Genomic DNA, 26,889 nt, shown 5'->3' on the forward strand with positions numbered 1-26,889 from the left:
TAAGAGCGATCTAAAGCACAATATTCAGGCGATGGCTTCCTCCCGCAAGCACCATTTCAGTCCGATTGCCCTGCATGTCCACAGGGTTATCGTCAAGCCAGGCACCGATTTTTGCGTCAGGATCGTCGGTCGACCGGGCCACGACCAGTGTTACCAGCGTATCCCGGACCTGAATTTCCGCTTCATAGCCGGGCCACTCCAGCGGCAGGCACGGCTCGATAATCAGTCGCTCGCCCTCACGGCGAATACCCAGAATGCCTTCAATACCGGCACGGTACATCCAGCCGGCCGAGCCGGTGTACCATGTCCAGCCGCCCCGTCCGGCATGGGGCTCAACCGAATAAACATCGGCGGCAATCACATAGGGCTCCACTTTATACACCATGACGTCGCTGGCCTTCAGCGCATGATTGACGGGATTGAGCAGGCTGAACATTTCATGGGCCTTGTCGCCCTCTTTCAGGCCGGCGAATGCCAGGATAACCCACATGGCGGCATGAGTATATTGGCCGCCATTTTCACGCAACCCGGGCGGGTAACCCTTGATATAGCCGGGATCATGAGGCGTCTGGTCAAAAGGAGGAGAGAACAACAACGCCAGTTTCTCGGCGCGTTGGATGAGCATTGATTCCATCGAGTCCATGGCTATCCGGGCGCGTTCAGGTTCAGCCGCACCGGACAGTACCGCCCACGACTGGGCGATGGAATCGATTCGGCACTCATCGCTTTCACGGCTGCCAAGCCAGGTGCCATCATCAAAGGTGGCTCTGCGATACCATTCCCCGTCCCAGGCTTCACGCTCGATCGATTGCCTGACCGACTCGGCATGGGCTTGCCAGCGTTCTGCCCTGTCCGGTTCTCTGGCCAGCACATAAGGCATAAAATCATGCAGGGTGTTTATCAACAACCAGCCCAGCCAGACGCTTTCCCCCTTCCCTTTCTCACCCACCCGGTTCATGCCGTCATTCCAGTCGCCGGTTCCCATCAGCGGCAGGCCGTGTTCCCCGGTCAGCTCAATGACCTGTTCGATGCCCTGCACACAGTGCTGATACAGGGGTGCTGTTTGTGTTGCGGTCATCGGCTGGAAGAAAGCGTCATGCTGCCCTGGGGCCAGCTGGGGCCCTTCAAGCCAGGCCAGTGGCTCATCAAGGACGCTACTGTCACCGCTGACACGGATATAACTGGCGGTGGCATAGGACAGCCAGACCCGATCGTCGGAAATCCGCGTTCTGACGCCCTGACCGGAATGGGGCAGCCACCAGTGCTGCACATCGCCTTCGGCAAATTGTCGGCCGGCGGCACGCAGCAGGTGCGCCCGGGTCTGGTCAGGCTGGGCAAAGGTCAAGGACATGCCATCCTGCAGCTGATCGCGGAATCCATAAGCGCCGCTGGCCTGGTAAAAGCCGCTTCGCGCCTGGATACGGCAGGCCTGGGTCTGGTAGAGCAGCCAGCCGTTGAGCATGATATCCATTGATCGGTCAGGCGTTTTCACCTTAATCGCGCCCAGGCGCTGTTGCCAATGCTGCCGGACCTGTTGCAGCAAGCGATTCAGATCTTGCGCCCGGTAGCGTTCAATCAACTGGCGGGCATGTTCAGCACCATCACTCTGGCCCAACAGCCATACCACCTCAATCGTCTGATAAGGAGCCAGAGTAAAAGTCGTCTGCAATACGGTACAGGGATCGATGCCGGCGCCGGTCAGGCCGCTCAAACGGTTACCGTTAATCAGCGCCAGCGGCGCAGACAGACTGCCGTTGCGGCCGATAAACTCACTGCGGTCAGTGGTAAAAGCATCCTGCCGGCCGTCCAGATCGGCGAAGCCTACCCGGCCGGGGAAAGCCGTTCCCCAGGGATTGGTGACCATTAGCGCACCGGTGACATCATCCTTCTGGGTAATGATTTTCGAGGCGCTGGCGCTGCGTGAGGTGCCCATAACCCATTCGGCATAGACGGTTACTCGCAGTACCAGCTCACGATCGCCCCGATTGGTCAGGGTCAGCCGCGAGATTTTGATCGGATCGGTCAAAGGCACCATCTGCAACAGCTCACTGCTTATTTCCGCGGTCTGGTGACTGAAGCGGCTGTAGCCAAAACCATGGGACGCCAGATAGCGTCCGCCGTCATCGATCGGATGCTGAGTCGGGCTCCATAGGGTGCCGGTATCGAGATTCTGCAGGTAGATAGCTTCACCGCCGCTGTCGGCTACCGGATCATTTAACCAAGGCGTAAGCTGATTATCGCGGCTGTTCTCGGCCCAGGTATAGCCGCCGCCCCGAGCGGAGACCTGAAAGCCGAAGTGCGGATTGGCAATGACATTTATCCAGGGCGCCGGAGGGCGGCTCCCCTGTTCCAGCACGATACTGTATTCATCCCCCTGCGCGCTGAACCCGCCGGTGCCGTTAAAGAATTGCAGCCCACTGGGCAATGGAATGTCGGCCGGCGATGGCAGGCGAAGTTTCCCCTGCGGCAACAGACTGACCGGCGGTGAGTCCTTGGTTGAGAGCTGTGCGCTCAAGTTGCCTTTGCGGGCAATCAATACCACCTGGGCGACCGACAACAACAGCATTCTGGACTCGTGACTGATAAGATCGGCCCTGAGGGTATAGACGTTGCCGCGGCCGGATTGGGCCGAGTAGCGTGGTCTGGACTGGCTGCTGCGCACCACTGTTTCGATGGCAATCTGCAATTCTTGCAGATAAGACGCCGGATGCTCGTTAATGATCACCAAATCGACATCTAGCAATTTCAGGTGCCAGTACTCATGCGCATTGAGCAATTGTTTGACCAGGGCAATATCCTCCCGATCTTCGATGCGCAGCAACACTATCGGTACATCCCCGGAGATAGACATCGGCCAGAGGGCGGACTGAGGGCCGGCGCCGCGAATGATACTGGCTGAGGGTGAACGGAAACGGGCATCGCTGTACAGCAGCGGCGCCGCCAGCCGCTGGTATTCGGCAGCGTGCTCGGCATTGATATCCAGATGACGCAGCTGTACCTGCGCCTGCGTCCAGGCCAGGGTCTTGGCGCGCTTGTAGGCGCTTCTGTCGTGATGCTTATCAATGAGGTCCATCAATTCAGCTTCGGATGCCGCTACCAGTGTCCAGTAAGCGATACGCACAGATTTCCCCGGCGCTATCCGCACCCGGCAGCGCAGCGAAAAGATAGCGTCCAGCACCGTGCCGGTAGTGCCGGACAACGGCTGACGATCGATTATCGCATCGGCGCGGATCGCAGAGCCGCCGTTGCCGATGAAACGCGCCCGGTCGGTTTCGTATTCAATCTCGCCCAGCGTTTCGCCTTCAACAACGATAAGCTGAGCCGCCCAGACCGGTTGTTCGTCCGGGCTGCGGGGCCGACGAGTGGCAATAAGCGCGTTAAACTCAGGGATATAGCGAGTCTGCACAAACATTTTTGCAAAAGCCGGATGCGCTTTATCGGTGCTCATTGGCGCCAGCACCAGCTCGGTATACGACGTCAGTTCTACTTCGCGAATCCGATGGCCGCTGTTGGACAGCATCATTCGCCTGACTTCGGCGTCATCTTCCCCAGACACCAGGATAGTCAGGGTAGTGGTCAGCGTACGGTCATGGCGGATATAGGCGGCATGGTCTTCGCCAAAGATCACTTCATTGAAGGCCTTGCCTTTCAATGCCCGGATCCGGCGCTCGCTCAGGGCCGTCACACCCTGGGTCTGGAAGCCGGCCGACCAGATTTTACCGCTGCGCATGTCCCTCAGTCTCAGGAATGACCGCCAGTCATCGCAGGTAGAATCTTCGCTCCAGCGGGAAATGGCGATATCCTTCCAGCGGCTGTATCCGCCGCCGGCGACGGTGACCATCACCGCGTAGCGGCTATTGGACAGAATATGGGTTACCGGCGCGCCCTGCGGCAGTGCGGTAAACCGCCGCTGGGTCACCAGATTGCTGCTGGGTTTACCCGCGAGAATCTTGACTTCTTCCGCATGGGGCCGGGTCAGCGCCACTTCTCTGGGCATGCGTTCCTGCAGCAGCAGCTCGCTGGCCTTAATCATCGGTTCCCGATGGAACCAGCTGCGAATGCGCCCCTCCAGCAGGGCATTGCCCATTGCGACGATCGTCATGCCCTGATGGTGGGCCATAAAGCTGCGCACGATGGCCATCTTCTGGGCTTCAGGCACGCGGCTGGGGGTGAAGTCCAGGGCTTCATAAAAACCGTATTTGCCCATGGCGCCCATCCGCTCAAGCGCGCGGTAGTTGGCCAGGGCGCCACGGGTATCGACCATGGCGGCGAGGCCAGTCGCATAGGGCGCAATAACCTGGTTCTGGGCCAGGCCTCGCTGTAATCCCAGGCCGGGTACACCAAAATTGGAATACTGATAGGTAAACTCCCTGTCCCGGGCATTGAACGCCGACTCAGAAACGCCCCAGGGAATACCCAGTGCCTGGCCATAGGCCTGCTGATGAGCCACAATCACCCGGTTGGTCTGTTCCAGGATTGTTCCGGCCGCGGCGCGCATGACCAGCGAAGGCATCAGGTATTCGAACATCGAACCCGACCAGGACACCAGTGCCGCGCCTTTACCGGAACGCACCGCCGCCCTGCTCAATCTGAACCAGTGACGGGTCGGCACATCGCCCTTGGCAATGGCGAACAGGCTGGCCAGCCTGGCTTCGGAAGCCAGCAGGTCATAGCAACTGCCGTCCAGCTGATTCTCAGTGAACGAATATCCAATCGACAGCAGTTTCCGCTCGGGATCCACCAGAAAACGGAAATCCATGGCCATGGCGAACTCACGGGCTTTATCGGCCACGCGCTGCAGGCGGGATTGATAGCCTTCGGCATCCTCCGCCCTGGCCTGACGGTCACGAATCTGTTCACCAATAGCGTTACCCAGCGCTGAAAGCCAGTAAACCCGATCAGCGGCGTGATCGTCGGTATCGGCAACCATGCCGGCAACAGGGCCAGAAACCGTGCCTGAGTCAATTTCTGTCTGTGGACTTCCAGCAAGCCCGATCGCCTCAGCGGCCAGCTGCCGCAGCTGTTCCAGATGATCGGCCGGCGGGTGGCGCAGCAGCAGTTGCCGGTCAAGCTCGCGCAGCGCAACCTGCAGGGGTTGGTTTTTTGATGCACAACTGTGGCTGAATGTTTGCCTCACCAGCAATAAATGATCCCTGGCTCCGGCGCGCCAGGCCAGGTTTTCGCCTTCGTCCTTCCAGGATTCCAGCGCATTGGCCAATGCTATCAAATGGCCTGCCAGGTTGCCGCTGTCGACAGACGAAACATAAGCCGGCAACAGTGCAGCCAAATCGCGCGTGCCGTACCAGTTGAGAAAATGACCGCGATAACGCTGCATTTGGTCAAGCGAAGCAAAAGTCGACTCTAGACGATCCAGCACCGCTTGCGTACCGATCCAGCCTAATTCACGGGAGGTAACCGCCGATAGCAGGTAAAGGCCGATATTGGTAGGCGAAGTGCGATGAGCGATCACCGGTTTGGGCTGTTCCTGGAAATTATCGGGCGGCAACATGCTCTGGTCGGCCGTGACGAACGTTTCAAAGAACCGCCAGGTCCGCCGGGTAATAAGCCTCAGCGCCTGAACTTCTGAGGCATTGAGCCGTGACTGCGGCTCCTGTCGGGGCGCACGGCTTGACCACCAGGCTATGGCTGGCCCAGCAAGCCAGAACAGCGTCAGCGGTATGATCAGCGGCGCGTTTGTCGGTGCCAGTACCAGGGCGGCTACTGCCAGCGCCAGGCTGAGGAATACGCCGCCCGACATCCGGCGATAAGAGCCGACAAGATCAACCGCCGAGGCAGCGCCGCTGCCTGCCCAGGGGGTCCATTCCAGCATTTTACGGTGGCTGCGGATCATCCGGTAGCAGGCACGGATAATCGCATCGGCCAGGGTCCAGGCGGCATCGGGGATGAATGACCACTGCATGACCAGCTGTAATACCGCATTGCGCAGATCGCTCGCCACATTCAGCAGGTGCCGGGATAGCGGAATTCGCCGCTGGCGCGGCAGCAGATCAAACAGGGTCGGAATCAGTGCCGGGACTGCGCCGGCCGCGAAAATGAGCAGTGTGCCGGCTGCTGCCATCGGCAGCGGCAACAGCCAGGTAAGCCCGCAGGCCAGCATCGTCATCGGCGCCACCAGCGAACGGCGCAGGTTGTCGATCATTTTCCAGCGTCCTACCGCCGGCACTGGGCTGCTGCCGTTTCTGCCGTTGAGGATCCACGGCAGCAATTGCCAGTCTCCACGCGTCCATCGATGCAGGCGCTTCATGACCTGATCGTAACGCGCCGGTGCCTCTTCGACCAGTTCGACATCGGAGGCCAGACCGGCACGCGCATAAATCCCTTCAAACAAATCATGACTGAGCAACAGATTTTCAGGCACCCGTCCATGCTGGGACGCAGTGAAAGCATCGACATCATAGATGCCTTTACCGGTAAATGACCCCTCGCCGAACAAGTCCTGGTACACGTCGGACACTGCCGCGGCATACGGATCCATACCGCTGGGGCTGGAGAAAATGCGTTGATAGAGCGAACCTTCACGGCCCATGGGCAAGGCGCCGGTAATGCGCGGCTGCAGAATGCCATAGCCGCTGACGATACGCCGCTGTTGATCATCGAATCTGGGTCGGTTCAGCGGATGCGCCATCTTGCCTATCAGACGCAAGGCGGTATCGCGCGGCAGCCGGGTATCGGCATCCAGCGTAATGACGAAACGGACGTTTTGCGGTATGGCAAACAGCGGCATAAAACTGGTATCGGTCGCCCCGCGCAGCAGCCGATTAAGCTCGTCCAGTTTGCCACGCTTGCGCTCCCAGCCCATCCAGCAGGATTCGCTGGCGTTAAAGCGTCTGTGACGGTGTAACAGTAAAAAGCGTTCGCCGGCAGGTCCGGGGCCATAACGGGTGTTAAGCTGCCTAACGGCGAAGACGGCGGCATCCAGCAAGGCTTGATCCTGGGCTGAGCATTCCACTTCGCCGTCCGGCCAGTCGGTCAGCAGCGCCAGAGTCACATCGCCCGGGGCCGACGCCAGGTAATGAATTTCTAACGTTTCGCTCAGGCTGGCAATATCCTGTTGGTCATTGAGCAGCGCCGGTACCACCAGTAATGTGCGCATCGAGGGAGGTACGCCCTGCTCCAGCGCCAGACCGGGCAACGGCGCCGCCCCGAGACGCCAGGTCACCAGCCGGTTGACCAAGGCGGTAGCCGCTTCACTGACCGGCAATAGCGCCAACAGCAAAAAAACCAGACTCCAGAGCCATCCCGCCTGCCCATCCTCATTGAGCCCGCCCGCCATCAGGGCCGCACCCAGCACCGTCAGCGTAATGATCGAGCCGGCATAGCCACGGATGCCGGGATGGATGAACTGCCGGCTGATACGCAGATGCCAGGGGGGGCGGAAAGCGATTTTACGCTCCAGCGCCAGCCTGCCCTCATCGATCAGGAAATAGCCGGGATCGCCGACCCTGTCGGCTTCTACCGACGACGTTTGCTCCACCGCAGCCTGGCGGGCCATTTCAAGCGCCATGCCGGCAATGCTCAGCTCGCTGGCAGACGACCCCCGGGCCAGTTGTTCTATTTCGGTGCGATAGCTGTTGCGTGTGGAAAAATCCATTTCCTGATACAGCGGATAACCCTTCAGGCATTCATCCACCAGACTGACGCTTTCGAACAGCGTAGCCCAGTCAATATCGGATATCAGCCGCATACTGGTGATGATATTACGCACGGTAACATTGGAGGCCCCCAGACGCTGCTGGGCGTCGCGTACAATATCCTCAACCGAACTGCCCTGCTGGCGCAGGCGTTCTTCCAGCCAGACCACGCTTGGGGTGGTGCGGGGATCGTGATTGCGCAGGCGCTTGGCGAGCTGAGCGGCAAAATGAACATTCAACGGGGTATCGTCGCGCGGCAGGTTTGCCAGCGCCAGGGCGGCCTGGGCGCGATCCGATGCCAGCAGACTATTGGCAAGCGCTTCGGCTTCGTTACGATTATCGCGGCCGGCGGCCATGCCATCGGCCAGGCGTCTGAGATTCTCTATCAGTACAATGCGCAGGGTAATCGCCACCGCCCACAATTCACCGATGGTCAGCGGCTCGACCCGCTGGTAGGCGCGAATAAAACGCCGCAGGTTTTCCGGGTCAAAATGGCTGTCGGTATGGGCGATAAAAGCCCAGGCGATGCCGAATACCCGCGGGTAGCCGCGAAAAGGACCCTCCGCCAGCTTGGGCAGCAGCCGGTAGTAGCTCGGCGGCAGATCTTCGCGTATTTCGCGGATCTGGGCTTCAACCAAATGATAGTTATCCAGCAGCCATTCGGCCGCCGGTACCACTGTATTGCCTTTTTCCAGTTCCCTGGCGCTCGCCCGATAGGCGGCAAGCAGCGTGGCGGCGTTATCGTCCAGCCGCAAATGCAAAGACGGCACCCTGAGCGGCCGATGGCTAATCGGCTGTTCCTGGGCCAGCGTCTGTGCATGTTGCTCGAGGCGTTCAATACCGAACAGTTCGCTTCTGATCGGTAAATTGTCACGCCATGGAGACGCGGATAACCTGAACTGCAAAAATTTTGCACGCCATTTTTTCATAGAAAACCTGTACCCAGGGCGAGAAAACCCGCAGCAGGTAATAAAAGAAATATATAATGATATGCATCAGGCAGCGTCATGAGATGTGCCTGAACCGGTACATGCTTGGAAAGGCGGAGTGGTCACAGGGATAGGCGAAAGCATTCACCTTCCGGTAAACGTGTTCCGTTGAAGTGACTATGGGATAAGTTATGAAATTTAGCCAGCGAGAATGTTGAAATTGCGGTCAATCTCTTATTTGCTGATGAGATAACGTGATACAGCCAGCTAAAATGCGCGATTACGCTGACTGTTAACCCTAGCAGGGGGAATGGCTCACCGCATGCCGCTGATGGGAAAAGCCTTATTATCCAGGGTCAATGGGGCAAGACTATCCAAGGTCAACGGAGCAAGCCTTATTTCAGACTGCCCCTCCATACTGAATGCTGCCAGCCGACACTGACAGTTAGGCATATGATGATCACCGCTTGCGATTGATTATCTGTCGCCGTTCAGCGCAGCAGGCGTTCAATCCATGCCTGCGCCTTCAGCGCTTCCTCGCCGCTGACTGACGGGGGAGTCTGGTTAGCAACGGAATTGAGAAAATGATCGACCGCGCCGGTAAAGCCGCGCTGCGCCAGGATAGTTTGCCAAGCAGGCACCGGCCGCTCACTGATAATGCCGGCCGCAGCCTTGCGCAGCTGGCGCATATCATCTATATGCCATATCGCCCCTTCGGTCACGGCACTGATCGTTTCGCACTGGCTGCCCGCCTGGCGATGCATACTGGTGGTTACCAGACAATCCCCTACCTGGAAATGGTGCTCGGCATAGATCATCTGACCGGCCTGATTAGTCTGCAGCGCACCGCCTGAGAGACGTGGTTCGCCATCGACCAGCCACAAGGCGGTATCAACCACATGCAAATAGTCATCCAGTAGGGTGAAGCGAAGATCATGGGGACCGATGTCCGCGGCACGGTGTTTATCCATACGTACCGAGGCCGGAGCGACCATGTCTTGTTTAAGCTCGAGATAGCGGGGTGCGAATCGCCGATTGAAGCCGACCATCAGGGCTTTGTTGCGCCGCTCAGCCAGGCTGACCAACCGCTCGGCCTGCTCCAGTGTCTCAGCCAGCGGTTTATCCACATAGACATGGACGCCTCGCTCGAGCAGTAGACTGACCAGGCTGAAATGCATGGCGGTGCTGGCATGGACAAACACTGCGTCACACTGGTCTGCCAGACTTTCGACAGAATTGAAACATTCAATACGATAACTTTCACCCAGCGCGCGGGCCTTTTGCTGATTCGGCGAAAAGGCCCCGATCACTTGCCAATCACCGGACTGACACAACAGCGGTAAGTATACTTTCTGGGCTATGCTCCCCAGGCCGACAATCCCGATGCGTAATTTCATAGCCTTCCTCTGTTATCGACCTGCCGTCCAGGACGGGTTAACCAGCGCTGTCAGTACATGGTCACGCCATATGCCATCAATCAGCAAATATTCTTTGGCATAACCTTCACGTTCGAAGCCCAGCCGCGCCAATAAATTACCGCTGCGCTGATTGTGCGGCATGTAATTGGCCATTATCCGGTGCATATGCTGTTGCCGCTGCATATAACGGATGGCCGTCTGCAAGGCTTCAAACATCAATCCCTGCCCTTGCCATTTTTCTCCGATCGAATAACCCAGAAAACAGGCATGGAACGAGCCGCGCAATACATTGCTGAAATTGGCCACGCCATACACTTCATTTTCCTGCGGATCCAGCAGCAGAAAATAATAGGCGCTGCCTTGCCGGTGCAGTTCGCTGATGAGTCCCAGGCGCGACTGCCAACCGGACGGATGGCAATGGCTGTCATCACGTATTGGTTCCCAGGGCTTTAAATACTCACGGTTATCGGTGTAGTAATCGGCCAAGCGCCATGCATCCCGCTCATGGGCCAGACGCACCACCAGCCTGTCGGTAACCAGTCGCACCTTAGGCGACGCTGAGTGGTAGCCAAACATCTTTCCCTCCGCTGACAAGACCAGAAAAATAGCCCAAAGGACCCCGGATAAATTAACGCCTTTAATACAATAATACGATATAAAAATATATTGCAGCCTTGACTATCGTATCTTCGCCATAACGTTCAGAATGTAGGCTCTATTCACCCCTTTTTTTTAACATGGTGCGGCATGTCATCGGTTACGCAGGCCAGAAGTCTAGGGAAGTATTTTCTATTATTGGACAATATGCTGGTGGTCTTGGGTTTTTTCGTGGTTTTTCCGCTTATTTCGATTCATTTTGTCGAAGAGCTGGGATGGGCGGCACTGCTGGTGGGCACCGCGCTGGGCCTGCGACAGTTTATTCAGCAGGGACTGGGCATCTTCGGTGGTGCTATCGCCGACAAACTCGGCGCCAAGCCGATGATTATCGTCGGCATGCTGATGCGGGCCGCCGGATTCGCGCTAATGGCGATAGCTGATAAGCCCTGGCTGCTGCTATTGTCCTGCGCATTATCCGGGCTGGGCGGCACGTTGTTCGATCCACCCCGCACGGCGCTGGTCATAAAATTGACCCGTCCCCATGAGCGGGGGCGCTTTTTTTCGATCCTGATGATGCAGGACAGCGCCTGTGCGGTCATTGGCGCGCTGATCGGCAGTTGGCTGCTGAGATATGACTTTCACCTGGTCTGCTGGGCCGGGGCGCTGATATTTATCATCGCCGCCATAGTCAATGCCTGGCTGCTCCCGGCCTATCGTATTTCAACCGTGCGCGCGCCGATGCTCGACGGCATGCGTCGGGTACTGCGTGACAAACGGTTTGTCAAATATGTGCTGACGCTGACCGGCTATTACATGCTGGCAGTCCAGGTGATGCTGATGCTGCCAATCAGGGTTAACGAAATTGCCGGTCAGCCGGCGGCGGTAAAATGGATGTACGCCATCGAAGCGGCCCTGTCGCTGACGTTGCTTTATCCTATCGCCCGCTGGAGTGAAAAACGGTTCAGTCTGGAAACCCGGCTGATGGCCGGCCTGGTGGTCATGACCATCAGCCTGTTTCCGATTGGTATGGTGGTAAATCTGCAAGGACTGTTTACCCTGATCGGACTGTTTTACGTCGGATCGGTCATTGCAGAACCGGCGCGAGAAACCCTCGGCGCTTCGCTGGCCGATAGCCGCGCACGGGGCAGCTATATGGGCTTTAGCCGACTGGGTTTGGCACTGGGCGGCGCCATCGGCTACAGCGGTGGCGGCTGGCTTTATGATGTCGGCCAACGGCTGGAAATCCCGCAGTTACCCTGGCTGATGCTTGGCCTGATTGGTCTGGCTACCCTGGCCGGCCTCTACCGCCAGTTTCATCATCGGGCGATTGAACCGGAGATGCTGCAGGGACGATAGCGGGTTTGCATTACCTCTGCTGCTTGACCATACTGATTAAAGCACCCTGCGTCACCGCGCTTGCTGCGCTCTGATGAAATGACGGGAGGACACCGAAAGCATGAAACTTTATATTTATGAACATTGCCCTTTTTGTGTCAAAGCCAGGATGATATTCGGCCTGAAAAATGTGCCGATTGGGTTGGAAGTCCTGCTTAATGACGATGAAGCCAGGCCGGTTTCCATGGTCGGCAAGAAAGTGGTGCCGATTTTGCAAAAGGAAGATGGCGGCTTCATGCCTGAAAGCATGGATATCGTTCACTATATCGATAACAAGTATGGTGAGCCGTTATTAACCGGACCGCTGAATGCCGCCATGGGCAAATGGCTGGATGCCAATGGTGAGATAAGCTACCGGGCGATTACTCCGCGCGTGGCCCGCGCCCGCTTTGAGGAATTCGCTACCCCGGAGGCTCGGCAGTATTTCGTCAACAAGAAACAAGCGGCTATCGGCAGTTTTGATGAGCATCTTTCCCATTCCGAAGGCATCATCAAGAAAATCAGCCAGCAACTGCGCGATCTGGCGCCGCTGATTAAGCAACCCAATGCCTGCAATGGCGAACTGTCTGAAGACGACATTCACCTATTCGCCCGCTTGCGCTCCCTGTCGTTAGTGGCCGGTATCGAATGGCCGACCCAGGTGGCGGAGTATCGCGATAATATGGCCAAGCAGACGCAGATAAACCTGCTGAGCAGCGTGGCGCAGTAGTTCACCGCTGCCGCGCCGGACCGCTTGTCGGTCTGGCGTGGTATCCGCTGTTTTCCGGCCTGACCGATCTGCTTCCTCCGGCCGAGTATCGGTATCGCTTCAATCATCTGATTTCAATACTTTACATATGCCGACGCCCCACTGCGGGGCCATGTGATATCCTTGCGGCAAAAGTCGTTGGCATAACGGAAGCGTATAAATCACATGAGAAAAAGCCTGGTCCTACCACTGATGATTGCTATCGGTCTGCTGCTGGCCGGCTGTAGCAAGCTGACGCAGTACACCGTCAGTGAGCAGGAAGTCAATGAGTATCTACAGCAGCATAATGAATTTGAACGTTCTTTAGGGGTACCCGGACTGGTGAATGCCAATATGGCGCTGACCCAGCTGAAAAGCGACATCGGCCGTGCCGAGTCCGGTAAAGTGCGGCTGATGGGCAACGCCCTGGTCGATATCTCGTCATTGCTGGGCCGAGAAAAGGCATCAATGACGCTGACGCTGCAGGCTCAGCCCTGGTATGACGCCGACCAGGGCGCCATTTACCTGAAAAACATGAAAGTCATTGATTACCAGATTGCCCCTGAACACCTGCAAAGCGCCTTCGCCGTATTCGCCCCTTATCTGGATAATACCCTGAAGTCTTATTTCGATAACCGCCCGGCTTACGTGCTCGACGCGGCCAACAACAAAGATGAGGCGATGGCCAAGCGGTTGGCCAAAGGGCTGGAGGTCAGGCCAGGTCAGATAGTCATTCCGTTCACGCGATGATAACGCCGGGCTTCAGCCCAGGGTTTCATCCAGTTCTTCGCGCATTGCCTCCAGTGCTCCACGGCAAATCAACGCCAGGGTGCGATAGAATTCGGTGGCGGCAAAGCTTTCCACATTGCCGAGGAATTTCCCGCTCCAGGGCAGAATAAACTGATCAAACAGCTGGCGCTGGCCTGCAGTTTCATCTTCTGTCGCTTGGTCTTCCAGCCAGGAGGCGGCCAGAACCAGGCTGCCGAAATGATCGGCGGGTCCCGCGTTAGGCGGCATGCCACGCTGGTGTAAAAACGACCGGACCTGTTCCTCGGTGCCGGTGACCCAGTCGCTCCGCAGTGCCGGTACCTTGGGCGCCTCACCGTCAAACAGCGCGGCATAATCGGCGCCGAGATCTTCGGTCTGGGCGCTCAGGCTCAGCCGTTCAAGCAATTCATCCTGCTCTAGAGGCCAATGCTGGCCCAGTTTACCGTCGGAGATAAGGGTCATCAGGCCGCTCAACAGCATATCGCCGGGCTGCCGGTAAAACAGGTTGCCGAGCACGCGGCAAACCAGGGAAAAATCATTCATTGTATTGGCGCTTTCCGTCTTATAAAAACCGGCGCAGACATTCTCACAGATCGGCCAATTCCGCAATCGCCGGTTTGCCTTTTTGCTGCAGGAAATCCAGTACCCGCCGCGGACTGGCGTTCAGGATCCGCTCGGCTGGAAATCCCTCCTGATCGAGAATGCGCTGGCAGTGCTCGAAATTACCCAGCGACCAGGCAATATGGGAGTCTGAACCCAGGCTGAGCCAGCCGCCGGCATCTCGCACCGCTGCCACTATGGCGCGGCAGTTGGGCTCGCTGCCAGGGCGAGAATGGATAAAAGAAGAATTGTTCAGCTCCAGCGCTACCTGATAGCGGGCAGCAGCAGCAGCGATGGCCGGAATGTCCACCGGGTATTTGGGATTGCCGGGATGGCTGATGATATGCACCTGGCCTTGGGCCATGGCGGCAATCATGGCCGCGGTATGGGTGTTGATATCGGACGGTGGGTACACCGGTTCATGAAAACCGGCGATGATCAGATCCATTTCGTTCAGCATCGGTCCGGTGCAGTCAATATCGCCGTCGATATTTTTGATATTGGCTTCAATACCGCGCAGTATGCCGACCCCATCAACCCTCCTCGGCCAGACGCGCATGTTCATAAAATGCCAGTAATGGGGCGCATCGGCCATATCCGGTCCATGATCGGTAATGGCAAACAGTCGAATACCCTTTTGGCGGGCCTCGGCAATGTAATCATGCAGCGTGCTGTAGGCATGGGTGCTGGCGACGGTATGCATATGAAGGTCTACCGGATACATAGTTTCTCCTGTTGAAAAAAGTGTGGCTGACAGCGCGACAGTCTGCTTTGCGCTAATACCCTTTTACCCTATCAACCTTACCAAATGGTGGCAGCCCGTTTTCGATACGGCGTATATTTTCGGCAATATTGTCCATCGCCAGCACAGGGAGAGTAGCGGCTGCGATATGCGGTGTAAGCGTTACCCGGGGAGAGTGCCAGAGCGCATCCGCTGCCGGCAACGGTTCCTCGGCACAGACATCCAGGGTCGCGGCTGCTATCTGACCGCTGTCAATGGCGGCCAGTAGGTCAGGCTGGTTCAAATGGGCCCCACGGCCAACATTAATGATATAGGCGCCCCGCACCAATTGCCTGAACAGGCTTGCATCGAGAATGCCGCGGGTCGCAGGCGTATTGGGCAGCAGATTGACCAGCAGTCGAGTGCCGCTAAGGAAGTCGGCCAACTGCTGCTCGCCGGCAAAGCTTGTGACCTGGGGAATCGCTTTTGGGCTCTGACTCCAACAACGTACCGGAAATCCCAACGTCACCAGCGCTTGGGCCACTTGCTGGCCCAGCACCCCTGCCCCGGCAACGCCGATGGTAAAATCCTGTTTATCGGCCAGGGGTAGCTCACACCATTGCTGTCGAGCCTGTAACAGCCGGTACTCATCGAAACGCCGATAATAGCCCAGCACTGCAAACACCACGTATTCGATCATCTGAGCAGCCATGCCGGTGTCTTCCAGGCGCAGCAGCGGCACGCCGGCCGGCAGCATTTGCGGATGCTGCCGCAACTGATTCAACAACGCATCAACGCCGGCGCCCAGAATAAATACGCCGCGTAAATCATCCCGTCCGGCCAGCATGGCGGTCGGCGGATGCCATACCAGGGCATAATCGGCCGGCTGCCGATCCGCCGGCTGCCAGGCTCGCACGCGGGCAGTTGGCAAGCGTTGCTCCAGACCGTGAATCCACTGCCTGGCTTCATTCTCGGGATGAAAAAAAATGATCTTCATGGCTGTCGGTGAACCCCAATTCTTCATACAAAATCAATGCGCTATTTGATTATCATATCGCCATAACGGTTATCCTCCCACCACTGTTGGCGCTGGCTGCCTATGGGGTGCTCAAGGGATGAGCAAACAGGGATGCTGAATGAAATTATACTTGACCAGAATCGGTCGACTCCCTATAGTAGCGCCCCGTTAGCCCAGACGGTTAACAACGTGGTGAGGTGTCCGAGAGGCTTAAGGAGCACGCCTGGAAAGTGTGTATACGCGAAAGCGTATCGAGGGTTCGAATCCCTCCCTCACCGCCATCATTCCAAAGAAAAGCCCGGCTATCGCCGGGCTTTTTTTATGTCCGAACTCACCGAATAAGTGATAAACCCTGCGTTGCCGCTGTTCGGTCAATCATAGGCATTCAGCGTTCTTTGACACAAAGCTGAACGCACGCAGTCCTGCTTGCCAAAGCGGATGACGCTTATCATGTCGTCATCGGTCTGGAAGCGCTCCAGGGCATCGGCCAGACCGGATTTCACGCCGCGCGGCAAATCGCACTGGGTCACATCACCATTGACGATAACCGTGACATTTTCACCCAAACGGGTCAGAAACATCTTCATCTGGTTAACCGTCACGTTTTGCGCCTCATCCAGAATGACGACGGCATTCTCGAATGTTCTGCCGCGCATATAGGCAAAAGGCGCAATCTCTACTTTGCCGATTTCAGGTCGCAGGCAATATTGCATAAAGGATGACCCCAGCCGACGCAACAGAATGTCGTAGACCGGGCGGAAGTACGGCGCGAATTTTTCAGCAATGTCGCCGGGCAGAAAGCCAAGATCCTCATCGGCCTGCAGCACCGGGCGGGTGACGATAATACGTTCAACTTCTTTGTGAATTAACGCATCTGCCGCTTTCGCAGCGCTCAGGAAGGTCTTGCCGCAACCTGCCTCTCCGGTAGCAAAGATCAACTGCTTGGTTTCGATAGCCGTCAGATACTGTTCTTGAGCTTCATTTCGCGCTTCGATTAACGACGAATCGCGACAATCGCGAGCCATGCCAATCGACTCTATGCCGCTCATATGAACCAGCGAAGTGACCGAATCTTCTTCACGCATTTTATAATTGCGTGATTCACGCCGGATAACACGTTTAGCTTCACGACGAGCTTTGATCACTGCTTTTTGTCTTCCCATTAGTGGCACCTTACAGTTTGTTTCACCCTTCACACGACCGGGATCGTGCGATTACGCTTCACACACATGAGGTTGTGGCTTCCTTTGAGCCCTTATAGCCAAGAGAGGTGATATCCAGAGCCCATTCTCCGCGCCAGGAACCGGCATAGTCGACGGGAAAGATATCGGGGAGGAATGCATTGACGAGAAGGCGGTTTTTTACCAGAGCGTTAACAACATAATCGGGTTTCAACCGGGGGTAGCAATGTTTACCGCCTAGGGGATAGCGGATGATTGTTAAAGATGGGTGTTGTTTCTTCAGTCCGTCACAGGACACTGCCATCAGCGATCCCCCCTATGATGATTACGACACCGGGTATACTTCACCACTTACGCCTTGAGTATAATGACATTGCTACAGATTAGTTAGTGGATGCAACTTTTTTTTACTTCAACTGTAAAAAAATGTTGTTGCAAACAGTTCATCTTTTCTTCACATCCAGATGCTACTACGCGCTGCTTAAACCCGGCTTTTATCGCCGCGCCAGTTGCCTTTTTAACCCTAATATCATCCTCTGTTAACCGGGTTGCACTGAGTTGCAACATTAGCGATAGTACGCATTACCAATGCTGCTCAGGATATGAATAATGGGTACAACCACTATGGGCGTCAAACTGGATGACGCCGCCCGGGAAAGAATCAAGCTGGCTGCGCTTAATATCAATCGCACCCCTCACTGGCTGATAAAACAGGCCATTTTTCATTATCTTGATGAGCTGGATAAAGGTTTGCCGGTACCGGGCAATATCAACGCCTGCATACCGACGGAAGACGAAGACGCCCTGCCTGCACCGGAACTCCGCCAGCCGTTCCTTGAGTTTGCTGAACACATTTTGCCACAGTCGGTCACACGCGCGGCCATTACCGCCGCCTGGCGCCGACCGGAAACCGAAGCGGTCCCGTTACTCCTGGAACAGGCCAAAATGGACTCGCCGCTGGCCGGCAAGGTAGATGCGCTGGCGCGCCGTCTGGCCGAAAACGTGCGTAATCAGAAAAAAAGCGCCGGTCGCGCCGGTATGGTCCAGAGCCTGCTGCAAGAGTTCTCCCTGTCGTCCCAGGAAGGCGTGGCCTTGATGTGTCTGGCTGAAGCGCTATTGCGTATCCCGGACAAGGCCACCCGCGATGCCCTTATCCGCGATAAAATAAGCAGTGGCAACTGGCAGACCCATTTGGGTCGCAGCCAGTCAGTGTTTGTCAATGCCGCCACCTGGGGGCTGCTGTTCACCGGCAAGCTGACCGCAACCCACAGTGAGGCCAGTCTGTCCAGCTCGTTGAACCGCATCATTGGCAAGAGCGGAGAACCGCTCATTCGTAAAGGGGTGGATATGGCGATGCGCCTGATGGGCGAACAATTCGTCACCGGTGAACATATCGGCGAAGCCCTGGCTAATGCACACCGACTTGAACAGCGGGGCTTCCGTTATTCCTACGATATGCTGGGCGAGGCGGCGCTCACCGACCAAGACGCTCAAGCTTACCTGCGGTCCTATCGACAGGCGATCCATGCCATCGGCAAAGCATCCAACGGGCGTGGTATCTATGAAGGCCCGGGCATTTCCATCAAACTTTCGGCCCTGCACCCGCGCTATTGCCGTGCCCAGTATGATCGCATTATGCAGCAGTTGTATCCGCGCCTGCTGGAATTGACGTTGCTGGCCCGGCAGTATGATGTCGGCATCAATATCGATGCCGAGGAGGCCGATCGGTTGGAAATCTCGCTCGACCTGCTGCAGAGGCTGTGTTTTGAACCGGCACTGGCCGGCTGGAACGGTATAGGCTTTGTTATCCAGGCCTATCAGAAGCGCTGCCCTTTCGTGATAGACGAGCTTATCGAACTTGCCCGCAAGAGCCAACGGCGGTTAATGATAAGGCTGGTAAAAGGCGCTTACTGGGACAGCGAAATCAAACGAGCCCAGATGGACGGCCTGGAAGGCTACCCGGTTTATACCCGCAAGGCCTATACCGATATTGCCTATCTGGCCTGCGCACGCAAACTGCTGGCCGTCCCACACTGCATCTATCCGCAATTTGCGACTCATAACGCCCATACCGTGGCGGCCATCTATCATTTCGCCGGCCAGAACTACTACCCGGGCCAATATGAATTCCAATGCCTGCATGGTATGGGTGAACCGCTTTATGAGCAGGTGGTAGGTAAAACGGCCGAAGGCAGATTGAATCGCCCTTGCCGTATTTATGCGCCGGTCGGTACTCACGAGACCCTGCTGGCCTATCTGGTCAGACGCTTATTGGAAAATGGCGCCAATACCTCGTTCGTCAACCGGATTGCGGATCCTACCCTTTCAATTGATTCCCTGATCGCCAACCCGGCAAATGACGTGCTGGCAATGGGTGAAAAAGAATCGCAGGTGGGCATGCCCCATCCGCGTATTCCGCTGCCGCGTCAACTTTATGGCCCGGCAAGGCGCAATTCCGCCGGTCTGGATTTAGCCAACGAACACCGGTTGGCGTCGTTGTCCAGCGCACTGCTCAACAGCGTCAATCCAGGCTGGCGGGCCGCGCCGGTGATCGCCGCCGAGTGCGATACCGCCCCTTTTGCACCGATACTCAATCCGGCCGATCATCAGGATTGCGTGGGCGAGTGCCGTATGGCCACCCTGAACGAGGTTGAACGCGCTCTGAACGCCGCTACGCTTAACATGCCGCTATGGTCTGCCACACCGGTCACTGAACGGGCGACAATACTTTCAAGAGCCGCGGATATCATGGAATCGCGCCTGGAAACGCTTATCGGGCTCCTGGTGCGCGAAGCGGGTAAAAGCTATGCCAACGCGGTAGCTGAAGTGCGCGAAGCGGTGGATTTCCTGCGTTACTATGCCAGCTTGATTGGCGATGACCACCCCGACAATGATTTTAGCCATGATCATTGCCGACCACTCGGCCCGATCGTCTGCATCAGCCCGTGGAATTTCCCTCTGGCCATTTTTACCGGCCAGATTGCCGCTGCCTTGGCGGCCGGCAACCCAGTACTGGCCAAACCTGCAGAACAAACCCCGCTCATTGCCATGCAAGGGGTAAAAATTCTACTGGCAGCCGGGGTGCCCGAGGGAGTACTGCAGTTGCTGCCGGGCGAAGGCGAAACGGTAGGCGCTGCCCTGGTGGCCAGTCACCACGTGCGCGGCGTGATGTTTACCGGTTCAACCGATGTGGCGCGTATTGTGCAAAAATCCCTCTCCTCCCGACTGGATCCGGCCGGTAAACCGATTGCCTTCATCGCCGAAACCGGCGGTTTGAACGCGATGATTGTCGATTCTTCAGCCCTGACGGAGCAAGTGGTGACCGATGTGCTAGCTTCAGCGTTTGATAGTGCTGGCCAACGCTGCTCGGCCTTGCGCCTGTTGTGCATCCAGGAAGATGTGGCTTGTCGGACGCTGCGCATGCTGAAGGGGGCTATGGCGGAGTGTGTTCTGGGCAACCCGGAGCGCCTGGCTACCGATATCGGGCCGGTAATCGACCTGGAAGCGAAACAGGCGATAGAACAGCACATTGACCGTATGCGCGAACAAGGGCATCAAGTATGGCAAAGCCTGGTGCCGGATACGGCTGAATTGGCAGCCGGTACCTTTGTCCCCCCTACCCTGATAGAGTTGGACCAAGTGGCATCGCTGGATCGGGAAATCTTCGGCCCGGTGCTGCATGTGGTTCGCTTTAATCGCCGGCAGTTGCCAGCGCTTATCGACAGTATCAATGCCAAGGGTTACGGACTGACACTTGGCCTACACACACGCATAGATGAAACCATTAACCGAGTCATTACCGGCGCGCAGGTAGGCAACTGTTATATCAACCGCAATATTGTCGGCGCGGTGGTTGGGGTGCAACCCTTTGGCGGCGAAGGATTATCCGGTACCGGACCAAAAGCCGGCGGGCCGCTGTACCTGTATCGCCTGATGAACCGCCGACACCCGACACAAAAACTGTCGTCGCTCAGCATGCTGGATGATATGGCAATCGCGGATCACAGCGGCAAAGCCCAGTGGCAGGCGGTACTCGCAACACTTATCGACTGGGCAGATCAACGTTCGGATAACCTCCTGGCTGACAGCGGTCGGATGTTTGCCGAGCTTTCGCAATCCGGCAGCCTCAGGGTGCTGAAGGGGCCGACCGGTGAGCATAACAGCTATCGCCTGTTGGGACGGCAACATATCCTTTGCCTGGCCGATGAGGAAAGCGATCTGCTGGTACAGCTCGCTGCGGTATTAAGCACCGGCGCCGGCGTATTATGGCTGGAAGCGCCCTCCTCCCGTTCGCTGTTTGCCGACTTGCCACAGGCGGTACAGCAGAAAATAGATTTTGTCGCCGACATTGGCGCCATTACCTCGGTGGACGCGGTTTTGTTCCATGGAGACGCTGACCAGCTTCTGGGGCTGTGCCAGACCATGGCCGAGCGTCCCGGCCCGATTATTCTGGTTCAGGGCTATGAGCGCGGTGATCGTCATATTCTGCTGGAGCGCTTGCTGCTGGAACGAGCCGTCAGTGTCAACACCGCCGCCGCTGGCGGCAATGCCAGTCTGATGACCATCGGCTAACCTTCCGGCCGGGCGTTAACCGCCCGGCCGGTTGGCATGATACAGCCGGTCAGGAATAATCCCAAAACCTGAAATAAAACGGTCATAACCTCGCTAACCGTTGTTTTTGGACTATCTTTAAGGGGTTTCCAACGAAAAAGGATGAATAATATGTTTGATAAAGCCAAAGATAAAGCGGAAGAATTGGCGGGCAAAGGTCAGGAAGAATTTGGCCGCGCATCAGGCGATCGTTCAACTCAAGTTGAAGGCAAATTGCGTAAACGCGCGGCGCAGGCGTCATACAGCGTGAACGACTGCATCGACACTATCAAAGATAAAACCGCCAGCGATCCCGTCCCTGCGCTGTTGATTGCCGGTGGTATCGGTTTCCTGCTGGCCAAGATCATCGGCCGCAGATGACGCGTAATCAGCGGCGCTGAAGATGACTTCCCTCAAATCTGGCTGACTATCGATCCTGTGTCTGAATCTGATGTCATCCAGTGAATTGCCGGAATGTGGCTATTTGCCCATTCCGGTTTTTTCTGCGCCTGATGCCGCGTCAGACCTTCTCTCAATTAACCTGCTCCCGCCGGTAATCCTCGCCTGTAGTGATCTGCGCTAATCCTCGCCTCTAGAGATCTACAGTGGGATACCGCCGGTCTGCGCTAAAAAAAACGCTTTGCCCGGCAGGCAAAGCGCGGGTCGGTCTGGCAATAGCAGTAACCTTATGGCCAAAGCGCTGGGGTCAATCGCGTGCAGCGACGCTGACCTGGTTCAGATCACTCAGGAAGCTTTGACGCCAGTGGGCGATATCATTTTTGGTAATAGAATCCATCATTTCGTTATAGCGCGCCTTACGCTCATCCAGCGGCATGCGCAACGCTTTATCCATAGCGGCTGCAACACCATCCCGATCATAGGGATTTACCAGCAGCGCAGATGTCAGCTCATTGGCGGCACCGGCAAAGCGGGACAGGATCAACACCCCAGGGTTTTGGGGATCCTGCGAGGCCACATACTCTTTCGCCACCAGATTCATACCATCGCGCAGCGGCGTGACCAGACCCACTTCACAGTGACGGAATATTTTCATCAGCAGGCTGCGCTCGTAATGCTGATTGAGATAAAACAGCGGTGTCCATTCCAGGGTAGAATAATGACCATTGATACGACCGGCATGGGTTTCAAGCTCATGCCGGATATCTTGATAAGCCTGCACATCGCCTCGTGACGTCGGGGCAATCTGGAAGTAACGAATATGTCCTCGATGCTGAGGATAATTTTCCAGCAGGTTCTCATAGGCCTGGAAACGCTCAGGCAAGCCTTTGGAGTAATCCAGACGGTCTACGCTGATAATCAGCTGGCCGTTCATTTTATCACGCAAATGGGCAAGCTTGGGCGGCAACCGGCCTTCAGCCAATTCACGAATGCTGTCGGGCTCAACGCCGATGGGATACACCCGCACAGTCAGCGTTTTACCGTATGCCTCGATTCGGTCATCGCCCACCTCTCTTACGTCAGTAACCAGGGCGAGATTTTCCAGAAATGCCTGGCGATCGCTTTCCGCCTGGAATCCGACCAAATCATATTCACAAAGTTTTTCGAGGATTTCTTTACGTGGCGGCAAGGCGTTGAAAATTTCTGAGGTAGGGAATGGAATGTGCAGGAAAAAACCGATTCGATTCTTCATGCCCATTCGGCGACATGCGGAGGCCAGCGGTAACAGATGATAATCATGAATCCACACAATATCATCATCTGCTACCAGTGGTTTCAATCGCTCTGCCAAGGTCTCATTAACCCGGCAGTAACCATCGTAGTCTTCCTGCTGATAGTTAACCAGATCCAGACGATAGTGAAAGGCTGGCCAGATGACCGTGTTAGAAAAATTCAGATAATATTGGTCATACTCACTTTGCTTCAGGCTGAACGCAGCAAAGGTGATATTGTCCTGCTGGTTAATCTCTAACGGTTGTTGTTCTTCGCTTATCTTACCATTCCAGCCAAACCATAATCCCCCGGCATCTTTTAATGAGTCCATGATGCCGACTGCCAGACCACCAGCACTTTCTTTTTTACCTTCCATGGCCGCAATGCGGTTCGAAACGACAACTAGGCGACTCATAACCCCTCCCGAACTGAATTATTAGTATTCATTGTATGATTTTCTTTTTGTTCTAGTAATGATAACAGCCAGGCATGTACCTGGCCCACATCGTCCAGCCGATAGCCTGCGGCAGTTTCACCCGGCCCGACTTTGATGGATACGCCGCCCAAGTCATTAACCGCGTTGAAACCGGCTTCATCGGTGACATCATCGCCGATAAACAAGGGTGTCCGCCCGGAAAAAGGGGCCTCAGTCATGAATGCTTCAATAGCCGCCCCCTTATTAACCCCTGCCGGCTTTAATTCAACCACACACTTGCCGGGCTGACGGGTTAATTCGGGATAGCGAGCGCTGAAAGCGGCCGCTACTGCTTCAATATCAGCTTTATGATGGGCCGCTTCGCGATAATGCAGGGCAAATGCCATGCCCTTGGCTTCTACATGACAGCCGGTAAAAGGAGCGATTGCCTCCCTGAGCTCCTGTCCCAGGGTGGCCGCCAGCGATGGTGGAAGATCAATTTGGTGAATATGACCTTGTGCATCACGGCGAACTGCACCATGAACTCCAGCTGCCGGACTGTGCAAAGGCGCGCTCAACGCATCGAGCTCATTGAGAGTCCTGCCAGAGACCAGAGCCAGGGCACCCCCGGTCAATAGATAGAGCTGACACAGGGCAAGCCTGACGTTTTCCGGAATAGATACCCAGTCAGGCCTGGTCTCGATGGCGGCAAGGCAGCCGTCCACATCGAAAAAGCAGGCAAATCGGCTCAGGTCTATCGGCGGAACTGAATCACTTTGTGTCATAGCTGAATCCTCGTTTATCACACGTGCATTGTTTGGCTTCGCCATGGTGGCGAGAGACGTTCACGCGTTGTGTTCACCGACCGAGTAAGCGCGTGGTCAAAGCGAGGTTGAAAAAGGAGTGACAGGAAGGAAGTAAATGGTAACGATCGTCTTTCTCCATGAAACTGCGTCATCAGTGGCGCAAAGCTATCAATAGTCCCGCTTTTAGACCCGCGTGTATTCTGAGGACGGTGAAGGTCCCATTAGTTAGTATAGACAATAATTTTTCATATGTCATAAATGGACTTAACGCATTGACCTCTGCCTGCAATACCGCTTAAACACATCCTGGTAACCTTCCAGCAACATTTAGATAAGTAATTGATATGCCTATTTTTTTAATAACAGATATCATACCGAGCTGGAATTAGTAACCATGGTTACCATATTCAATTTAAACTATTAGCAATATTGTAGAGTATCCACCGGATCGGCGGCGATAGCCTTCGATTTTCGCTCGCTCTTCAGGCAAATGCCCAAACACCGCCGCCTGATATTCTCAAAACGTGAACGAAATTTGACATAACAATGTACAGCAAATAATCATTTGGGTGCTTTTTGTACATATGTAAATGATAACCGTTAACCTTACCGGCTGACATAGGAATAACTTATTGATAAATGTTGCTATTTTCTGACGATTGGAATGAGTAACAACTCTTTTCGAGTGTCAAGATTTGTTTAAAGCCAGCGAAAAAAAATGAATGAATTTTTCTTATGTATAGTTAGGTAAATATGTATTAGAATAGTATCACTTACCTGCCCTGTTCCGGTCATTGACTGGCAAATATATGCATCCCGCGAGCCAACAACAGGCCGAAATCATGTTATCCGTTTATTACACGGAAGAACGTCAGGGGTTGTCAGACATAAGTTCCATTTACCGATCTCGCTTTTAGGATAGGTCTTAAAAAAAATGTCATTGAACCTGATCACAGATTGTTGTTAAAACAACACTTATCTGTGAAGCCTACGGCTTTTTCCAGGCACGTAATATGCATTTTATCGTTGATTAAAACGGATAACGATTTTCAGTGAGGGTACGCTATGCCAACGATTATTATGGACTCATGCAGCTACACCAGGCTAGGACTTACCGGTTTCCTAACGGAAGCCGGGATTAAGCGTCGTAATATCAATACGGTTAACGACATTGGTCAGCTTCAAGCGAAATGCGCCCGGATTAAGCCCACCGTGGTTTTTATCAATGAAGAGTGTTTTATCAATGAGCCTGACGCAACAGAAAGAATAAAGCGGGTAATTACCCAACATCCCGACACGTTATTCTTTATTTTCATGGCGATGACTAATATTCATTTTGAAGACTATCTGTTCGTTCGCAGCAACTTGATTATCACATCCAAATCCATCAAGCCTGAAACGCTTAACACACTTTTGACCGGCTGCAGCAAGGCGAAATCGCCAGAGCATAATCACAAATGTCCCCTGGATCTCAGCCCAATCAGGCTCAGCCAGACTGAGTCTAATATGCTGCGGATGTGGATGTCAGGTCATGACACTATACAGATTTCAGACAGCATGCAGATTAAAGCGAAAACGGTTTCGTCCCATAAAGGCAATATCAAACGCAAAATCAAAACGCACAACAAGCAGGTTATCTACCATGTCGTGCGTTTAACCGATACCGTTACTAGTGGCATATATGTTAACGCACGCTGAGTAATGAACTCAGCCTCATGCTGTCGCCCGGACGGTAACAGCATGAGGCGTTGTTTTATGGTTGACGACTACTGGTCATCGGATATCGGTTGTACAAATACCCCGTCAGGATTATTGACCTCGTTGAAAAACCAGATTCCGGTTGGGTAATCATCCAGGGATACCAGATACATAACACCTTCGCTGAACTCTTCCACCGCCAGGATTGAGCCTTGTCGGCGCGGTCCACCGTCAGTTTTAACCGTGACGCGATCATTTAATTTCATCAGTTGCCCCCTAATTTGCCCTGTCGCTAGTGTAGTATAAAGTTCCCTTTGAGGAAGCCCCCTCCGATGCTTAATCAATGAAAAATACCGCGTTGTTAACGCTGGTGGCTATACTAAGGAAACAGTAGGACTAGCGAATGACCAGTAAGAGGAAACAAAATGGGCTTTGCAAAAGAATACAGTGATAATTTGCAGCGTGAGATTAATATTGATGTTGATGCATTGCTGGAAGCGGTGCAGTCCGCAACCGACAGTGAGGTAAAACGGAGCCAGGATAATGAAAGTCGGCATACTGTTACCGTCGGTGATAAGCAATACCCCAGTTTCGGCGAATTGGCCTCTGCCTATGATCTGGACATTCGTGATTATGCGGTGACCGAAGTCAATCGTTAGCGCGGTGAGAGCACTGATCCCAGACTGGGATGACGGGATACCCT

The 26,889-nt window shown here is 55.2% G+C and carries 17 protein-coding genes and 1 tRNA gene; 8 read left to right on the forward strand and 10 right to left on the reverse strand.

Going from position 1 to position 26,889, the window contains the following annotated elements:
- Positions 1–10 precede the first annotated feature (10 nt).
- The 3 genes from EDC52_RS01915 to rimJ form a co-directional block, all read right to left on the reverse strand.
- Positions 11–8,581, reverse strand: a complete 8,571-nt coding sequence (locus tag EDC52_RS01915) for a GH36-type glycosyl hydrolase domain-containing protein (protein ID WP_131863567.1) — start codon at positions 8,579–8,581, stop codon at positions 11–13.
- 491 nt (positions 8,582–9,072) lie between these two features.
- On the reverse strand, positions 9,073–9,978 hold the full coding sequence (locus EDC52_RS01920; protein ID WP_131863568.1) for a Gfo/Idh/MocA family protein: 906 nt from the start codon (positions 9,976–9,978) through the stop codon (positions 9,073–9,075).
- 12 nt (positions 9,979–9,990) lie between these two features.
- Positions 9,991–10,575, reverse strand: coding sequence for a ribosomal protein S5-alanine N-acetyltransferase (rimJ, locus tag EDC52_RS01925; RefSeq protein ID WP_131863569.1), 585 nt, complete (start codon positions 10,573–10,575; stop codon positions 9,991–9,993).
- Between the two features lie 171 nt (positions 10,576–10,746).
- Here rimJ and mdtH point away from each other — a divergent pair, with 171 nt between their 5' ends.
- From mdtH to EDC52_RS01940, 3 genes are all read left to right on the forward strand, one after another.
- Positions 10,747–11,952 carry a multidrug efflux MFS transporter MdtH gene (mdtH, locus tag EDC52_RS01930; RefSeq protein WP_131863570.1) on the forward strand — a complete coding sequence of 402 codons (1,206 nt, stop codon included), beginning with the start codon at positions 10,747–10,749 and terminating at the stop codon, positions 11,950–11,952.
- A 100-nt stretch (positions 11,953–12,052) separates the two neighbouring features.
- Positions 12,053–12,700, forward strand: a complete 648-nt coding sequence (gene grxB / locus EDC52_RS01935) for a glutaredoxin 2 (protein WP_131863571.1) — start codon at positions 12,053–12,055, stop codon at positions 12,698–12,700.
- Between the two features lie 204 nt (positions 12,701–12,904).
- Positions 12,905–13,468 (forward strand): lipoprotein, encoded by a 564-nt coding sequence (locus EDC52_RS01940; RefSeq protein WP_131863572.1) that lies wholly within the window; start codon positions 12,905–12,907, stop codon positions 13,466–13,468.
- A gap of 12 nt (positions 13,469–13,480) precedes the next feature.
- On the opposite strand, the gene EDC52_RS01945 is transcribed toward EDC52_RS01940, so the two are convergent.
- The 3 genes from EDC52_RS01945 to ghrA are packed head-to-tail and all read right to left on the reverse strand — an operon-like array spanning position 13,481 to position 15,804.
- Positions 13,481–14,029, reverse strand: coding sequence for a TorD/DmsD family molecular chaperone (locus EDC52_RS01945; RefSeq protein WP_131863573.1), 549 nt, complete (start codon positions 14,027–14,029; stop codon positions 13,481–13,483).
- 43 nt (positions 14,030–14,072) lie between these two features.
- A complete protein-coding gene (locus EDC52_RS01950; protein ID WP_131863574.1) occupies positions 14,073–14,810 on the reverse strand; it encodes a phosphatase in 738 nt (245 codons plus the stop codon).
- A 52-nt stretch (positions 14,811–14,862) separates the two neighbouring features.
- The gene (gene ghrA / locus EDC52_RS01955; RefSeq protein ID WP_131863575.1) at positions 14,863–15,804 is read right to left on the reverse strand and encodes a glyoxylate/hydroxypyruvate reductase GhrA; all 942 of its coding nucleotides are present in this window, start codon (positions 15,802–15,804) and stop codon (positions 14,863–14,865) included.
- Between the two features lie 212 nt (positions 15,805–16,016).
- On the opposite strand from ghrA, the gene EDC52_RS01960 reads away from it, so the two are divergent.
- Positions 16,017–16,106, forward strand: a tRNA-Ser gene (locus EDC52_RS01960).
- Between the two features lie 90 nt (positions 16,107–16,196).
- On the opposite strand, the gene phoH is transcribed toward EDC52_RS01960, so the two are convergent.
- On the reverse strand, positions 16,197–16,988 hold the full coding sequence (phoH, locus tag EDC52_RS01965; protein WP_196237736.1) for a phosphate starvation-inducible protein PhoH: 792 nt from the start codon (positions 16,986–16,988) through the stop codon (positions 16,197–16,199).
- Between the two features lie 627 nt (positions 16,989–17,615).
- Between phoH and putA the strand changes: the two genes are divergently transcribed.
- Both putA and EDC52_RS01975 read left to right on the forward strand, forming a co-directional pair.
- Complete coding sequence (putA, locus tag EDC52_RS01970) at positions 17,616–21,578, forward strand: trifunctional transcriptional regulator/proline dehydrogenase/L-glutamate gamma-semialdehyde dehydrogenase (protein WP_131863576.1); 3,963 nt, start codon at positions 17,616–17,618, stop codon at positions 21,576–21,578.
- A gap of 150 nt (positions 21,579–21,728) precedes the next feature.
- A complete protein-coding gene (locus tag EDC52_RS01975) occupies positions 21,729–21,977 on the forward strand; it encodes a CsbD family protein (RefSeq protein ID WP_131863577.1) in 249 nt (82 codons plus the stop codon).
- Between the two features lie 325 nt (positions 21,978–22,302).
- On the opposite strand, the gene otsA is transcribed toward EDC52_RS01975, so the two are convergent.
- Both otsA and otsB read right to left on the reverse strand, forming a co-directional pair.
- A complete protein-coding gene (gene otsA, locus EDC52_RS01980) occupies positions 22,303–23,682 on the reverse strand; it encodes an alpha,alpha-trehalose-phosphate synthase (protein ID WP_131863578.1) in 1,380 nt (459 codons plus the stop codon).
- On the reverse strand, positions 23,679–24,467 hold the full coding sequence (gene otsB / locus EDC52_RS01985; protein WP_131863579.1) for a trehalose-phosphatase: 789 nt from the start codon (positions 24,465–24,467) through the stop codon (positions 23,679–23,681). The genes otsA and otsB overlap by 4 nt, the downstream gene beginning before the upstream one ends.
- A 1,086-nt stretch (positions 24,468–25,553) precedes the next feature.
- Here otsB and rcsA point away from each other — a divergent pair.
- Positions 25,554–26,186, forward strand: a complete 633-nt coding sequence (gene rcsA / locus EDC52_RS01990) for a transcriptional regulator RcsA (RefSeq protein WP_131863580.1) — start codon at positions 25,554–25,556, stop codon at positions 26,184–26,186.
- Between the two features lie 68 nt (positions 26,187–26,254).
- On the opposite strand, the gene dsrB is transcribed toward rcsA, so the two are convergent.
- On the reverse strand, positions 26,255–26,452 hold the full coding sequence (gene dsrB, locus EDC52_RS01995) for a protein DsrB (protein WP_131863581.1): 198 nt from the start codon (positions 26,450–26,452) through the stop codon (positions 26,255–26,257).
- Positions 26,453–26,611: 159 nt separating this feature from the next.
- On the opposite strand from dsrB, the gene yodD reads away from it, so the two are divergent.
- Positions 26,612–26,845, forward strand: a complete 234-nt coding sequence (gene yodD / locus EDC52_RS02000; protein ID WP_131863582.1) for a YodD family peroxide/acid resistance protein — start codon at positions 26,612–26,614, stop codon at positions 26,843–26,845.
- The last annotated feature ends 44 nt before the right edge of the window (positions 26,846–26,889 follow it).

Origin of the sequence: Biostraticola tofi, from assembly GCF_004343195.1 — a bacterium.
Lineage (GTDB): Bacteria > Pseudomonadota > Gammaproteobacteria > Enterobacterales > Enterobacteriaceae > Biostraticola > Biostraticola tofi.

What these genes read in the sequence shown, in the direction of transcription:
- EDC52_RS01915 (WP_131863567.1), bottom strand. Translation starts at nt 8,581, where the DNA reads ATGAAAAAATGGCGTGCAAAATTTTTGCAGTTCAGGTTATCCGCGTCT.
- EDC52_RS01920 (WP_131863568.1), bottom strand. Translation starts at nt 9,978, where the DNA reads ATGAAATTACGCATCGGGATTGTCGGCCTGGGGAGCATAGCCCAGAAA.
- rimJ (WP_131863569.1), bottom strand. Translation starts at nt 10,575, where the DNA reads ATGTTTGGCTACCACTCAGCGTCGCCTAAGGTGCGACTGGTTACCGAC.
- mdtH (WP_131863570.1), top strand. Translation starts at nt 10,747, where the DNA reads ATGTCATCGGTTACGCAGGCCAGAAGTCTAGGGAAGTATTTTCTATTA.
- grxB (WP_131863571.1), top strand. Translation starts at nt 12,053, where the DNA reads ATGAAACTTTATATTTATGAACATTGCCCTTTTTGTGTCAAAGCCAGG.
- EDC52_RS01940 (WP_131863572.1), top strand. Translation starts at nt 12,905, where the DNA reads ATGAGAAAAAGCCTGGTCCTACCACTGATGATTGCTATCGGTCTGCTG.
- EDC52_RS01945 (WP_131863573.1), bottom strand. Translation starts at nt 14,029, where the DNA reads ATGAATGATTTTTCCCTGGTTTGCCGCGTGCTCGGCAACCTGTTTTAC.
- EDC52_RS01950 (WP_131863574.1), bottom strand. Translation starts at nt 14,810, where the DNA reads ATGTATCCGGTAGACCTTCATATGCATACCGTCGCCAGCACCCATGCC.
- ghrA (WP_131863575.1), bottom strand. Translation starts at nt 15,804, where the DNA reads ATGAAGATCATTTTTTTTCATCCCGAGAATGAAGCCAGGCAGTGGATT.
- phoH (WP_196237736.1), bottom strand. Translation starts at nt 16,988, where the DNA reads ATGGGAAGACAAAAAGCAGTGATCAAAGCTCGTCGTGAAGCTAAACGT.
- putA (WP_131863576.1), top strand. Translation starts at nt 17,616, where the DNA reads ATGGGTACAACCACTATGGGCGTCAAACTGGATGACGCCGCCCGGGAA.
- EDC52_RS01975 (WP_131863577.1), top strand. Translation starts at nt 21,729, where the DNA reads ATGTTTGATAAAGCCAAAGATAAAGCGGAAGAATTGGCGGGCAAAGGT.
- otsA (WP_131863578.1), bottom strand. Translation starts at nt 23,682, where the DNA reads ATGAGTCGCCTAGTTGTCGTTTCGAACCGCATTGCGGCCATGGAAGGT.
- otsB (WP_131863579.1), bottom strand. Translation starts at nt 24,467, where the DNA reads ATGACACAAAGTGATTCAGTTCCGCCGATAGACCTGAGCCGATTTGCC.
- rcsA (WP_131863580.1), top strand. Translation starts at nt 25,554, where the DNA reads ATGCCAACGATTATTATGGACTCATGCAGCTACACCAGGCTAGGACTT.
- dsrB (WP_131863581.1), bottom strand. Translation starts at nt 26,452, where the DNA reads ATGAAATTAAATGATCGCGTCACGGTTAAAACTGACGGTGGACCGCGC.
- yodD (WP_131863582.1), top strand. Translation starts at nt 26,612, where the DNA reads ATGGGCTTTGCAAAAGAATACAGTGATAATTTGCAGCGTGAGATTAAT.